This window comes from Pseudomonas sp. C32, from assembly GCF_030417915.1.
Classification (GTDB): Bacteria; Pseudomonadota; Gammaproteobacteria; order Pseudomonadales; family Pseudomonadaceae; genus Aquipseudomonas.
In genome coordinates, this window is record NZ_JAUHUK010000002.1 from 43,134 (window position 1) to 55,854 (window position 12,721).

General features: G+C 59.8%; 12 protein-coding genes. All 12 read right to left on the reverse strand.

Annotation, left to right across the window (positions count from 1 at the left end; all coding sequences use genetic code 11):
* Positions 1 to 15: 15 nt before the first annotated feature.
* A complete protein-coding gene (locus QYH43_RS02515; protein WP_095152488.1) occupies positions 16 to 972 on the reverse strand; it encodes a glycosyltransferase in 957 nt (318 codons plus the stop codon).
* Positions 973 to 2,403, reverse strand: a complete 1,431-nt coding sequence (locus QYH43_RS02520) for a PIG-L deacetylase family protein (protein WP_301156170.1) — start codon at positions 2,401 to 2,403, stop codon at positions 973 to 975. It lies immediately after the preceding gene.
* An 8-nt stretch (positions 2,404 to 2,411) separates the two neighbouring features.
* Positions 2,412 to 3,308, reverse strand: a complete 897-nt coding sequence (locus QYH43_RS02525; RefSeq protein WP_095056409.1) for an antimicrobial resistance protein Mig-14 — start codon at positions 3,306 to 3,308, stop codon at positions 2,412 to 2,414.
* Positions 3,308 to 4,438 (reverse strand): glycosyltransferase, encoded by a 1,131-nt coding sequence (locus QYH43_RS02530; protein ID WP_095056410.1) that lies wholly within the window; start codon positions 4,436 to 4,438, stop codon positions 3,308 to 3,310. The genes QYH43_RS02525 and QYH43_RS02530 overlap by 1 nt, the downstream gene beginning before the upstream one ends.
* On the reverse strand, positions 4,422 to 6,179 hold the full coding sequence (locus tag QYH43_RS02535; protein WP_095152487.1) for a carbamoyltransferase: 1,758 nt from the start codon (positions 6,177 to 6,179) through the stop codon (positions 4,422 to 4,424). The genes QYH43_RS02530 and QYH43_RS02535 overlap by 17 nt, the downstream gene beginning before the upstream one ends.
* 164 nt (positions 6,180 to 6,343) lie before the next feature.
* A complete protein-coding gene (locus QYH43_RS02540; RefSeq protein WP_095152486.1) occupies positions 6,344 to 6,679 on the reverse strand; it encodes a YceK/YidQ family lipoprotein in 336 nt (111 codons plus the stop codon).
* Positions 6,680 to 6,797: 118 nt separating this feature from the next.
* Positions 6,798 to 8,249: a lipopolysaccharide kinase InaA family protein gene (locus tag QYH43_RS02545; RefSeq protein WP_301156172.1), complete on the reverse strand. Its 1,452-nt coding sequence runs from the start codon at positions 8,247 to 8,249 to the stop codon at positions 6,798 to 6,800.
* On the reverse strand, positions 8,249 to 9,001 hold the full coding sequence (locus QYH43_RS02550; protein WP_095056413.1) for a lipopolysaccharide kinase InaA family protein: 753 nt from the start codon (positions 8,999 to 9,001) through the stop codon (positions 8,249 to 8,251). The genes QYH43_RS02545 and QYH43_RS02550 overlap by 1 nt, the downstream gene beginning before the upstream one ends.
* Positions 8,998 to 9,732, reverse strand: a complete 735-nt coding sequence (locus QYH43_RS02555) for a lipopolysaccharide kinase InaA family protein (RefSeq protein WP_095056414.1) — start codon at positions 9,730 to 9,732, stop codon at positions 8,998 to 9,000. The genes QYH43_RS02550 and QYH43_RS02555 overlap by 4 nt, the downstream gene beginning before the upstream one ends.
* Entirely contained in the window at positions 9,732 to 10,538 is an 807-nt protein-coding gene (gene rfaP, locus QYH43_RS02560) for a lipopolysaccharide core heptose(I) kinase RfaP (RefSeq protein ID WP_095056415.1), read from the reverse strand. Before rfaP ends, QYH43_RS02555 begins: the two co-directional genes overlap by 1 nt.
* Positions 10,535 to 11,659: a glycosyltransferase family 4 protein gene (locus QYH43_RS02565; RefSeq protein ID WP_095056416.1), complete on the reverse strand. Its 1,125-nt coding sequence runs from the start codon at positions 11,657 to 11,659 to the stop codon at positions 10,535 to 10,537. The genes rfaP and QYH43_RS02565 overlap by 4 nt, the downstream gene beginning before the upstream one ends.
* Positions 11,659 to 12,720 (reverse strand): lipopolysaccharide heptosyltransferase I, encoded by a 1,062-nt coding sequence (waaC, locus tag QYH43_RS02570; RefSeq protein WP_095056417.1) that lies wholly within the window; start codon positions 12,718 to 12,720, stop codon positions 11,659 to 11,661. Before waaC ends, QYH43_RS02565 begins: the two co-directional genes overlap by 1 nt.
* Position 12,721: the final 1 nt, after the last annotated feature.

Here is a 12,721-nt window from a genome sequence, read left to right on the forward strand (position 1 = left end):
TTGAATCGCCAGGCTTTACAGCCCCAGCGATAAGCGTAATTTTTCTTTCCAGCTCAGCGCAGCTCGCTCGCGCAGCGGCTCCCGCATCGCTTCGACAATTGCATGCCCTACCGCACGGAACGTGTAACGCTGCTCTACCAGGGTTTGGCCAGCCGCCGAAATGGTCTCGGTCAGCTGCGGTGACTCACGCAACAACGCCAGTTTTTCGCGAATTTCCTCGCGCGTTCGATAAAGCACAATGTTTTGCATATCGACAAAACCCAGGGCGCGATTCTCTTCTTCCCCTTGGTCGTAAGCAAACAACACACAACCGCAGGCCATGGCTTCGAAGTTCTTGATCATGTACTCGCCCATGCCAACGTCGGCACTGACAAAACAACGGATCCGGCTCAACGTTTCGCAGTATTCCTCGCCCGACTTGGTGCGCGTGATCAACAGGTTTTCGACCTCGGCCACCGATTCGAGCATAGCTTTGCGCCCGGCATAGGCAACGCTGTTGAGACTGCCGACGAAACCCAGCTCGATATCACGCTCACGCTGACGGTTTTGCAGCAGCGACTGGTCGTAACCCTTGGGTACGAAATGGGCATCAAAACCTTCGTCACACAAACGCTGGCTGACCATGTATCCCGAGCTGATCACCCGCGCCCACGGCAATTTGCGGTAATGAGCACTGAATTTTCCGGTGTATTTGCACGGGATGTAATTCTGATACGCGTCGTGTTCAAGGATAACCAGATTCGGCAGTGTCTGGATGAACCGCACCTGTCTGATTTCTTTTTTGAAGCGCAGAAAAAACACGATTCGATCGTAAAGAGACACATCGACATGCTTGCGGAAATACCCACGCAAGTCGTCCTGCTCGGCACTGCTCAGCTCACGCTTGTCGCAATCGCAGGACTCGGCGATACCGTCGTACAGTCGATCGAGGATCGCTCGTTGCTCTTTCTGCACCAGAAACAGGACTTTCAATTAGCTTCTCTCTTGCTTGCCAGGCTGCTCTTGGACCCAGAACAGCTCATGGCGTCGCACTGTTTTACGGAAAAACTCGTTTTCACCAAAAGCCGGCCAGCGACGGCCTGCAAGGCAACGTTGAATACACCGCCGAAGAAGTCGCTTGAGGGAAAGTGGAGGTTGGAGGTCATGCATCATGCCCAACGACATTGCTTTACTCCACTGATGCTCCATCGACAGGCTGGGTGCCCATGGCCGCAAGGGCTCATCAGCATTGAGCTGCGGCGGCAACGCCACACCCGTGCCAGCGTCACCCATTGGCCAACGATCGTTGTCATGCAAGTGATTGGCATAGTGCAACAGTGTTCCGGGCTGCCAGACAGTAGCGCTCAGCGCCTGCATGACGGCCTGCTGGGAGCAGATATGGTCCGGATGCGGGTCGAAACGCGGATGTGGCAAAACAATGACCTGGGGCTGAATACGCTCGATCAGCTCGCTCAGGTCACCCAGCAGATTGTTCCAGGAAGGGACACCATCAGCATCACTGCCCAGGGCGAATGGATTGAACTGCCGGAAAAAACGCGTATCACCAAGCTGTGCCTCGCGGGACACAACGGCTTCGCCTGGCTCGCTCTGCATCAAGGGTAATTGCAGACAGAAATACCCCAGCTGGATACAGCGTTGTTGGGGCACCCCTCCCCACAACGGCACACTGACACTGTCCCAGGCGCGCAGCGAACCCTTCAACCGTGCAGCCTCGACCCCATCAAGCCCCATCTGCCGATAGTGTTCGGCTTCAATTTCACCGGCCGTCAACGTGACGATCCAGGCTTCATCTGCCTGACTGTACAGGCCGTAGGCCGCCAGCTCCGCATCATCGGCATGAGGTGCGATGACCATCACTCGCTGACGACGGTAATCCGGATGCTCGAAGGCCCACAACACGGGTTCGCCTAGCAATCGACAAAAACGCCCACGCAGACGCAAGTCACCTTGTGACAGCGTCTGCGCCTGACCACTGAGATTGAGATAACGCAGGCCGTTCACACCACGCTCGAAGGTTTGCCGATCCGGGTTATCGCCCCCGGACAACTCGACCACCGGATCGAGGAAGTGTCCCAGCCAAGTGCTTTTGATGCGCAACGCCAACACCAGCGTCGCATCCTCGACCAGCATGACACCGTCGTCCAGCCGCAGATGTTCGCCGCTCAAGTGGACCTTGGGCTGTGGCGTGTAAGGCGGGAAGCTGTAGTCGTAATCGTCAGCGGGCGAGTAGAACAAATGGTCGGCAAACCAGGCCTCGTGGGCGATCCAGCCCAGCACCGCGAGCACCAGCGGCACCCACCACGCGACCAATGTGCCAATAACAGCCAACAGCACCAGCGCAATCATCAGGCCAATGCGTTTATTGCGCCGATGGCGCTTGAGCAATTGTTGTTTGCGGCTCATGACCTGGCTCATACGGTGAAGACCGGCACGGGGTTGCACCAGCGGTCCTTGTATTCACGGTCGGCGCGACCAAAGGAAAAGCGCAACGGTTTGTCCTGCGCACGGGCATGTTCCCAGGCGCTTTGCGTGTTGAGGAAACTCAATACGCTGCCGGGGCTGAACTCGCGGGTTTCGGGATCAACGCCGCCATTGATGTACTCGACACTGATCCACTGCGGCGTCTCGACGCGGTACACCAGTTGAATCGCAATCGGTGCATCGTTGAGGAAAATCACCGAGCCGATCAGCAACTCACGCAGCAACTCGATGACCTCGGCCATGCGTTCGGCACCAGTCGCCGGGAAACCCCAGCGGCGCTGGAACAGATCGCAATAAATCGCGGCCAGTTCGCTGCTGGAGAATTCGGATACCGGTCGCACCACACCACCCGCCTCTTCCAGCAAACGCAATTCACGGCGCTGGTTGTAGCGAAATTTCTTGGACAGCTCTTCCGGTGTGCGGGCCATGGCCAACTGTTCGGCCTGCAACTTGATACCGGTGAAACGCCCTTCGTTCAGCGCTGACAAATAGCGTGCGCGATGACGCAAAGGCGCTTGGGCATCAGCCGCTGCCGGAAGAATGATCTCGGCATTCCCCAGGTCGAACAGCCCTTTCTTGCCATGGCGCTTGAGTACGTCCTTGGACAAGGCGAGGTCGCGGCCCCAGGTCGCAATGGCTGCCTTGACGTCACCGTCCTGCATCCAGGCCAGGTAACGCACCGGGATGCCGGCCAGTTTCGCCAAACGTTCGACCACAACAGGGTGCGTTGCGACGCTGCCGCCATATCGCTGCCAGGTTTGGCTGTAAACCGAAGCGTCGACGACCGCCCAGCCACGTTCACGCCAGCCTTGAAATCGGTTGAGCATCAGCCCCTCTGTGCCAGTTCGGTAACGTGGGGCAAGTGCCAGAATGCATCGCGAACCGCACGGTCAGAGAAGCGCTCGCGCAAGCGCTCGAGCATCAGCTCGGCACACTGGCGACGCTGATGCTCGTCCATTGCGGCCAGATGCTGCAGACCTTGAGCCAGGTGTTTGGCATCGCCCAGCGGAAACAGAATGCCGACGCCTTCGACCACTTCCCTGGCCCCACCGCACGCAGTGGCCAGCAACGGTACACCGGCAGCCATGGCTTCCAGCAACACCATGCCGAACGGTTCGTGGTCGGAACTCAGGGCAAACACATCAAAGGCACTAAAATAGCGACGTGCATCGGGGACCTGACCGAGAAACAGCACCCGATCACCCATGCCAAGCTCACGGGCCTGCGCCTTGAGATCCTCTTCCAGCCGCCCTGAACCGAGGATCACCAGTTGGCTATTGGCCGGCAACCCCGGTAATGCTTCGGCAAATCCGTCCAGCAACGTGGCCTGATCCTTGTCCGGATGCAGGCGTCCGACGTTGCCGACAATCCAGGCGTCCGCCGCCAGGCCAAGGGTTTCACGGGCCTCACGAGCCGACACCTGGGTCGCCTGCAAGGCATCCACATCAATTCGGTTGTACAACGTCTGAATACGCGACGCCGGCCATTTCGGCAGGCAGCTGCGCATGTCGTCGCGCACGGCATCGGACACGCCGATCAAGCTCAAGCGTTTGCGCAAGAGGTGCGCGAACAGCTTGCGACTGCCGCGTTTGTAATCGTCAAACGCGTGGTGCACGCCAATTACCGGCAAAGACGTGCCGAGCAAGGCGATATAGATCGGTTTGAAGCGGTGAGCGATGCAGAAACTGAAGTTGCGCGAAGCGGCGATCTTGCGCAGATCACCGATGGCGCCCAGCTTCAGGCCACGAATGGCCTTGGAGCTGTACTCCATGAACAGCACTTCATCGGAAGCGCAGCCCTCGGCGACATCGGCATCGGCGACCCCGGTGAGAAACACCGTGGTCACCCGATAACCGGTCCCCGCGAACAGGCTGGCGTACTGCCGGGCGCAGTCCAGAAACGGGCCGTCATAGCCGTGGCAGAACTGCAACACATGGCGTTCAGCCGAGCGTGTCATAGGCGTTTGCGCCCTCTTTAACCACCAGGATGTCTTCCATGATCAGATACTGTAGATCCGAACCGAAGAACATGTTCAGCGCATCGGTCGGTGAGCAGATCATCGGCTCGCCGCGACGGTTGAGCGAGGTGTTCAGCGACACACCGTTACCGGTCAGCACTTCCAGCGCTTTCATCATGTCGTAGTAGCGCGGGTTGTATTCGCGCTTGAGCACCTGGGCACGGGAAGTGCCGTCTTCGTGGACGACTTCCGGCACGCGGGTTTTCCACTCTTCCGCCACTTCGAAGGTGAACGTCATGAACGGGGCCGGGTGATCGATCTTGATCATCTGCGACGCCACGGTGTCGAGCATCGACGGGCAGAAAGGCCTCCAGCGCTCACGGAACTTGATCTGGTGGTTGATGCGGTCGGCCACGCCGGGAATGCTCGGGCAACCAATGATCGAACGACCACCCAATGCACGCGGACCGAACTCCATGCGGCCCTGGAACCAGGCCACCGGGTTGCCATCGACCATGATTTTGGCTATCTGCTCAGGCATGTTGTCGAGTTTGCGCCAGCTCGGCTTGTCGGCATGACGGGCGCAGGCTGCGATCACGTCTTCGTTGCTGTACGACGGACCGAGGTAGACGTGTTCCATCTTCTCGACCGGAACGCCACGGGCGTGGGACACATAGGCGGCGGCGCCGACTGCGGTACCGGCATCGCCGGATGCAGGCTGCACAAACAGCTCTTTGACGTCGTCGCGGGCAATGATTTTCTGGTTCAGCTTGACGTTCAACGCACAGCCACCGGCATAGGCCAGTTTGCCGGTTTCCTTGAGCACGTCGCCCAGGTAGTGGTCGATCATCTGCAGCGAAATTTTTTCGAACAGCGCTTGAATGCTGGCGGCGTAGTGGATGTACGGCTCGTCGGCGATGTCGCCTTCGCGCTTTGGACCCAGCCACTCGATCAGCTTCGGCGAGAAGTAGTAACCCTTGCCCTTCTCTTTGTAGCGACGCAGGCCGATGACGTTGGCGTAGTCGGTGTTGATTACCAGCTCGCCGTTTTCGAACGAAGCCAGGCGTGAGAAATCGTATTTGCTGGCGTCACCGTACGGCGCCATGCCCATGACCTTGAACTCACCGTCGAGCATGTCGAAACCGAGGAACTCGGTGATCGCGCCGTACAGGCCGCCGAGGGAGTCCGGATCGAAGAATTCCTTGATCTTGTGGATCTTGCCGTTTTCGCCGTAACCGAAGAAGGTCGTGGCGTACTCGCCCTTGCCGTCGATGCCCAGGATCGCGGTTTTCTCTTTGAAACCGGAGCAGTGATAAGCGCTGGAGGCGTGGGCCAGGTGGTGTTCGACCGGCTCGATCTTGATCTTCTTCGGATCAAAACCCAATTGCTCCAGGCACCAGACGATCTTGTTGCGATAGCGCTTGTAGCGACGGTTGCCCATCAGGATCGCGTCGAGGGCACGGTCCGGGGCGTACCAGTAACGCTTGGCGTACTGCCAGCGGGCCTTGCCGAACAGGCTGATCGGAGCGAACGGGATCGCTACCACGTCAACGTCGGAAGGTTTGATACCGGCCTGTTCCAGGCAGAACTTCGCCGATTCGTAGGGCATGCGGTTCTTTGCATGTTTATCGCGTACGAAGCGCTCTTCTTCAGCCGCCGCGACCAGCTTGCCGTCGATGTACAAGGCTGCGGAAGGATCATGGCTAAGGGCGCCGGACAGGCCAAGAATCGTCAATGCCACAGGGGTCTAGCCTCTTAAGTCTGCGTGCAGGCGACAAGCGCCTCAAAAATTAATGTGCCCTCGCAATGGGCGAGAGACAGCTAAAGGGCGGGATTATAACTTAAAAGCAGTGGCAAACCTCTAGCTGCAAGCGGCAAGCACCGAAGCGATGGTCTAACCGGTGCTTATCCACGGGACGGCCGCCAGTAAATCGAGAGGTTTCCGTCCACGCCCTGCCGATAGATCGTGTACGGCAAGACAACGGTATCCAGCGCACCTGACAGGGCGAGGTCCACCAGAATGAGCGGAACGAGGAAACCTGTGGGGTCAGGCGGTGCGTTCAGCACGCAGAAGTCGTAAGCGAGGCCGCTATAGACCCGGGGAATGGACTGGCAATAGGTCTTTTGCCTGCGCAGGTCCTGCGCCGCCTCAGCGTCATCCTGCAGGACCGTCGCCGCCGTCCCGCATCCGCCCAAAGCCAGTGATAGAACACCTGATGAAACCGCCATTTTTATTGTCACAGCCTGCCCTCCGAGAACGTCAGGCAAGCTAGCATCGTGGCGATTTCAGCCACAGTTCATGGCTTCTGAAGTTGATGTAGGACGGATCCCAAGCGCTTGTCGCCGCTCTCGGCCCTATTCAGGCAGCGCTGAAAGCATCCTTGGGCAAACGCTGATCGATTTTCTGATACAGCGCACTGCTTTCGGCCCAATTGCGCATAAACCGCGCGCGATCCCGTGCATAGGCCGGGGCAAAGCTGCCGACGGAGCTGTGCTGACACATTGAGTCGAGATCGATCAGCGCCCAGCGATCCCCCTGCCAGAACAGGTTGTGACCCTTGAAGTCGCCATGACTGATACGTTCGCGAATCAGCTCGGCAAACAGATGATCCAGCGCGGCCAACTCGGACTCAGGTGCATCGCCACGCTCAACATACGGCGCGAAGCGCTCGATGATGTCCGGCCCGGGCAAATACTCGGTGATCAAATAAGCCCGGCTGCGCAACCACAGATAACGCTTTTCCAGCATCGCCAGCGGTTTGGGCGTGGCGATCCCGAGGAACGCCAGGCGATTGCCTTCGCGCCAGGAATGCCAGGCGCGGCTCGGGCGCCAGAAGCGCTTGAGCCAGTGAGCAACCCCTTTGATGTTGTAGCGTTTGATCACCAGCGTGCGGCCATCCACTTCGACCTTGCCGACGCTCGCTGCGCCGCCGGTCTTGTACAGGTGCCCCTGATCGAGCAAGGCATCGGCCTGCTCCAGCACCGGCAACATGGCCGCCTCTTCCTCGCGACGAATCGCCCGCAAGCCGAACGCATCGCGCTGCACACTGAACAGCGTGCATTCGCGGCCAACCTTGACCAGGTAGTCCTTGAGGCGCCATTGGCGAACCTTGTCGATCTGCTTCTGCAACGCTTCCATGGGCAAGGCGTGTTCGCCGTTACTGAGCAGGTAATACACCAGCAACTCTTCGGTGAACGGCTCCAGCGTTTTGGGCAACTGCGCGAAAAACACACCGAGGTTTTCCAGGACTTTCTGCCGTGAAAGCGGCTGGCCCGGCGTTTCCGAGCAGATACCACCGCCGTCGATCAAGTACAGACGACCGCCCTGACGCAACAGATTGTCCAGATGCAGGTCTTCCTGCCACAGGCCTTTGCGGTGCATTTGCCCGATCGCGCCCAAAGCCTCGGCCAGTACCGCCCCTTGCCCATCGGACAGTACGGGCTGGCGCTCAACCTGCGTCCAGGTATCGCCCAGGCTTTCGGCTCGCTCCAGAAACTCGAACAACAGCCAGCCACCCTCGCCTTCTTCCAGGCCATCGGCCAGCAACTGCGGCGTGGTCAACCCTTGGGCGGCAAGCAAGCGAACGCCATCCAGCTCGCGCTGAAAATGCCTCGCCGCCCTGGTGCCGACCAGCAACTTGGCCAGCACCGGCCGGCCACGCCAGACGCCGGCACCGACATAGCGCTGCCCCGGCAACACCCGCAGCAAGCTCAACAGTTGCAGATCGGCGGGGCCAGCGGCGTCGGCCAGTGACACTGTCAGTGGCAGGGCCGGGAGACGGCCAGCGGTTTTCAGTTCAGACAAACGCATCAATGCGCCCCTTTGTGACTACGGCGTGCCATCAGGCGCTGCAACCAGCTATCGATCAGAGCACTTTCCTGGCCTTGATCCAGATAAGCGGCGAGCAATTCACGCAACTGAGACTCGTCCCATTGAGGGGCGCGGCGTGTCAGCGGTTCCAGGTCCTTGACCCGGTCACGCTGCCCGTAAAGTAACGGCCGGGTCTTTTCCAGATCAATCAACTGAGCCTGATAGCCGCTGCCGGTTGTTTTCAGAAAAATGTGCTTGGGGTAGAAGCAACCATGCACCTGACGCGCTGCGTGCAGTTGCCGCGCCAGTACACCGCAGGCCTTGAGGATGTGCGAATGCTGTTGCGTGCTCAGGTCCGTCCAGCGCTGCAACAGCGAATCCAGATCGCTCCAGCCATCCAGCGCGCGGGTCAACAGGATCGCCCGGACCTCTCCATCAACCTTTCGCTCGCCGTAGAACGCCGCTTGCATCGCCGGGATGCCCATTTTCTGATAGCGCAGGATGTTACGAAATTCGTGGGCGAAGCTTGGTTCGCCGAACGGTGCGCGCAACGTGCGGGTCATGTAATTGCTCTGGCGTTTCAGGTAGAAACCCTGACCTTCCAGGTCCAGCCGAAACACGCTACTCCAGCCTCCGCGCCCGGTATTGGGCTCATCCACCGCGTCGAGTTGCTTGCCCCAGAGCGCATCGAACGTGCCAAGACCATGCCGTTCAAGCAGCGCACGATCTTCAGCCGCCAGGAAATCAATCATTCGCGTCCCTCGAAAAATCTCACCACGTGCCGGATGCGCTTTTTATCGGCTGCATTGAGCCGGGTCCGGTTGCGGTATTGCAGGTAGAAACGCAGGCGCTGGGTCGCTGACAGCTGATACTTGGCGACCTTGTCCAGGCATGCCAGGTCCTTGGTAATGCGGTAATTGAGCCAGAAACCCCGCCAGAAATCACCATTGGGGCAATCGATCAGGAACAGTCGGGCCTGATCGTCGATCAGCAGGTTGCGCCACTTCAGATCGTTATGGGTGAAACGACGGTCATGCATGGTTCGGGTGTACTGGGCCAGCTGGCGGCTGACGGCGTCGACCCAGGCGCGATCCGCCAGTTTGGGATCGCGCCGTTCGGCCAATGCCGACAGGTCTTCGGTATTGGGTAATTCGCGGGTAATCATCGCACCGCGATCGTACGCCGCGCCGCGTCGCTCGAGCCCCCACGCCACCACTTCAGCGGTGGGAATGCCCCACTTGGCGAAGCGCTTGAGGTTTTGCCATTCCATTTTCACTCGGGGTTTGCCGATATAGCGACGCAACCCCTTGCCGGCGCCCACGTAGCGTTTGACATAGTAATTGACGCCATTGCGCCGCACGCGGATGACCTCGGACAGCGGATCGCGGGTCAGTCGCTCACCCTGAAGCGAGAACACCGCTTCAAGGCTGCCGAAGTCCACTGCCAGATCGCTGTAAGCCGGTTCCAGTCTCCAACCGGACATCAGAGCGCATCCCCGTATCGCTGTTTTCGGTCGTAGAGCTTGTTCGCCTTGCCTTCGAGCCAGTTCAGCAATCCGGCTTCTTCGCCCAGGATCTGCCGCAGCGGTCGCTGGAAATAGCCCTTGAGGAAGCGCAGCTTGTCGCGCCGGGTCAGGCCGATGTCCAGTGCGGAAAAGTACAGCGCCGCCAGGTCTTTGTTGCGCCAGCGCTGGGTGATCGCCGGACGGGTCTGGGCGCGATGCAGGTCGATCACCGAGAGTTTGAAATCATCGGCGGTCACCGGTTTATCGGTGTGCAGCAGGAAGTGGCAGATGTAGCAGTCGCGGTGATTGACGCCAGCGCGGTGCATCATGCCGGTCATGCGTGCGACTTCGGCGATCAGCGCACGCTTGAGCGTTGGCTCCGGCGGTTGCTTGATCCAGTTGATGCTGAAATCTTCAAGACTGACGGTTGGCGCCAGTTCTTCGGTGACGATGAACGAATGCTGATCGGCGGGATTGCTGCCCTTTTCACCGTAAGCGACCGCGGTCATGGTCGGCACGCCGGCTTCCTGCAAGCGCTGAATGGCCTTCCACTCCTGGCCTGCGCCGAGTACCGGCAGCTTGGCGGTGAGCAGGTTCTTGAAGATTTCACCCCAGCCGATGCCACGGTGGATCTTCACGAAAAACCCGCGACCGTTCACCTCGGTACGCAGGGTTCGGCGCGCTTCAAGCTCGCGGTACACCTCGCCCTGCAAGCCCTCGACTTCGGCGAAGGGGTCGCGTCCAGCCCAGAGGCTCTTGAACGGTTCAGCCAGCATCAACTTCATTTAGCCTGCTCCGCCAGAATCACATCGGCCGCGTGTTGCGGCATGCTGTAGAGGTCGGCCGTCTCGGCGAAGGCCAGACCATTGCGGCTCCAGGCCGCCCGTGCCTGAGCGTCATTCAACATGCCGGTCAGGTACTGCGTCAGTTGCGTCTGCTCGAAAGGCTCATCCAGCACCAGGCCAGCGTCAGCCTCGGCGATGTAATGCGCGTAACCGCAGACCGCGCTCACCAGCACCGGCAACCCGGCGACCAAGGCTTCAAGCAGAACGGTGCCAGTGTTTTCGTTGTACGCCGGATGAATCAACAGATCGGCACCCAGCAGGAAACGCGGGATATCGCTGCGCCCTTTAAGGAACGTCACGTTGTCGCCCAGCCCCAGCGTCGCACTCTGCATCTGGAATAATTTGGGGTCGTCCTGGCCAATTACAAACAGGCGAGTGCGTTTCTTCAGATCAGCGGGCAATGCCGCCAACGCCTTGAGGCTTCGATCCACGCCCTTGGTCTTGAACCCGGAGCCGATCTGAACCAGCAACAGCTCATCGTCCTTCAGGCTGAATTCGGCACGGAAACCGGCGCGAATTTCGTCGGCATCCGCCGGCCGGCGACGGTCCTGGGCGATACCCGGTGGCAGCAAGTGGAAGCGCTCCAGCGGGGTGTCGTAATGCTTGATGAACAGCGGCTGCTGGACTTCGGAAATCATCAGGACTTCAGTCTTGGCGTCCTTGGCGAACACCGCCCGCTCGTACTCGGCGAAGTGACGATAGCGGCCCCAGCGACGGTACAGCGAATTGCGCAGGTTCTGCGCCTTGTCTTCGAAACAGCCGTCGGCAGCGTAGTAGACGTCCAGGCCCGGCATCTTGTTGAAGCCAATCAGGCGGTCGACCGGGCGCTTGGCCAGGTCCGCTTCCATCCACTCGCTGAGCTTTTCGTTGCGTCGATGATTGAAGAACGCCTTGACCGGCGCCACCAGCACTTCGAAGCCCGGCGGCACGTCGCCTTCCCAGATCAGCGTGTAGACGCGAATCTGATGGCCGCGCTTCTGGCACTCCAGAGCGATGCGCATGAAATCGCGCTGCAAACCACCAAACGGAAAGTATTTGTACAGGACAAATGCCAATTGCATCAGCGCAGCTCCTCAGCCAGTAACAACGTGCTCAGTCGGCTGGCGACACGCTCGGGATTCAGACGCGTGAAGCACAGGGGCCACTCGCGCTTCAGGTCAAACTGACGGGCATCTTCGGCCGTCGGTTGATAGGTGCATTTCTTTTGCAGGCATGGCGAGCAAGGGAAATCGCTGGCCAGGTGGATCTGCGATTTGCCGTAGGCGCCGGTCAGGCCCGGATTGGTCGGGCCGAACAGTGACAGTGTCGGCACGTCCAGCGCGGCGGCCAGATGACCGAGGCCGGTGTCCACCGCGACGCAGGCCTGTGCGCCTGCCAGCACCTTGCCGACACCGGCCAGGTTCAGCTTCGGCAGGACTTCGGCGTGCTTGAAGCCTGCCGCAATGCGCTCGGCACGGGCCTTCTCCGCCGGATTGCCCCACGGCAGTTTCACGCCCACACCGAGATAACCGACACGCTCGGTCAGCTCGCGCCAGTAGGCTTCGGGCCAGTGTTTGGTGTCCCAGGTAGTGCCGTGCAAAAACAGCACGTAGGGATTCTTGCGCGGCAACTCGACCAGACGCTCGACGCTCAAACCGTAATCGCCCAGGCCCTTGGGCAAGTCATAGCCCAGCGCGATGGCGAACAACTGACGAACCCGCTCCACTGCGTGCTGACCACGGGCAACCGCCAGACGCCGATCGTAGAAGCGTGCCGCGATCGGTTCGCGGGCCGAACTCTTGTCGAACCCGGCCACCGGCGCTTTGACGTAACGGGTCAGCCAGGCACTTTTCAGAAGCCCCTGAGCGTCGATCACCAGATCGTATTTTGTGGCGCGAATGCTTTGCTTGAAGCGTTTCCACTCACCACTCTTGATGGTTTGCCAGATGTTCTTGCGCCAGCGACGGATCGCCACCGGAATCACCTTGCCCACGGCCGGGTGCCAGGTCGGGATTTCGGCGAAGCCCTCTTCCACCACCCAGTCGAACTGAATGCCGGGAATGGCCCGCGCCGCGTCGGTCAGCGCCGGCAACGCGTGAATCACGTCGCCCAGCGATGAAGTCTTGATCAACAGAACGCGCAAA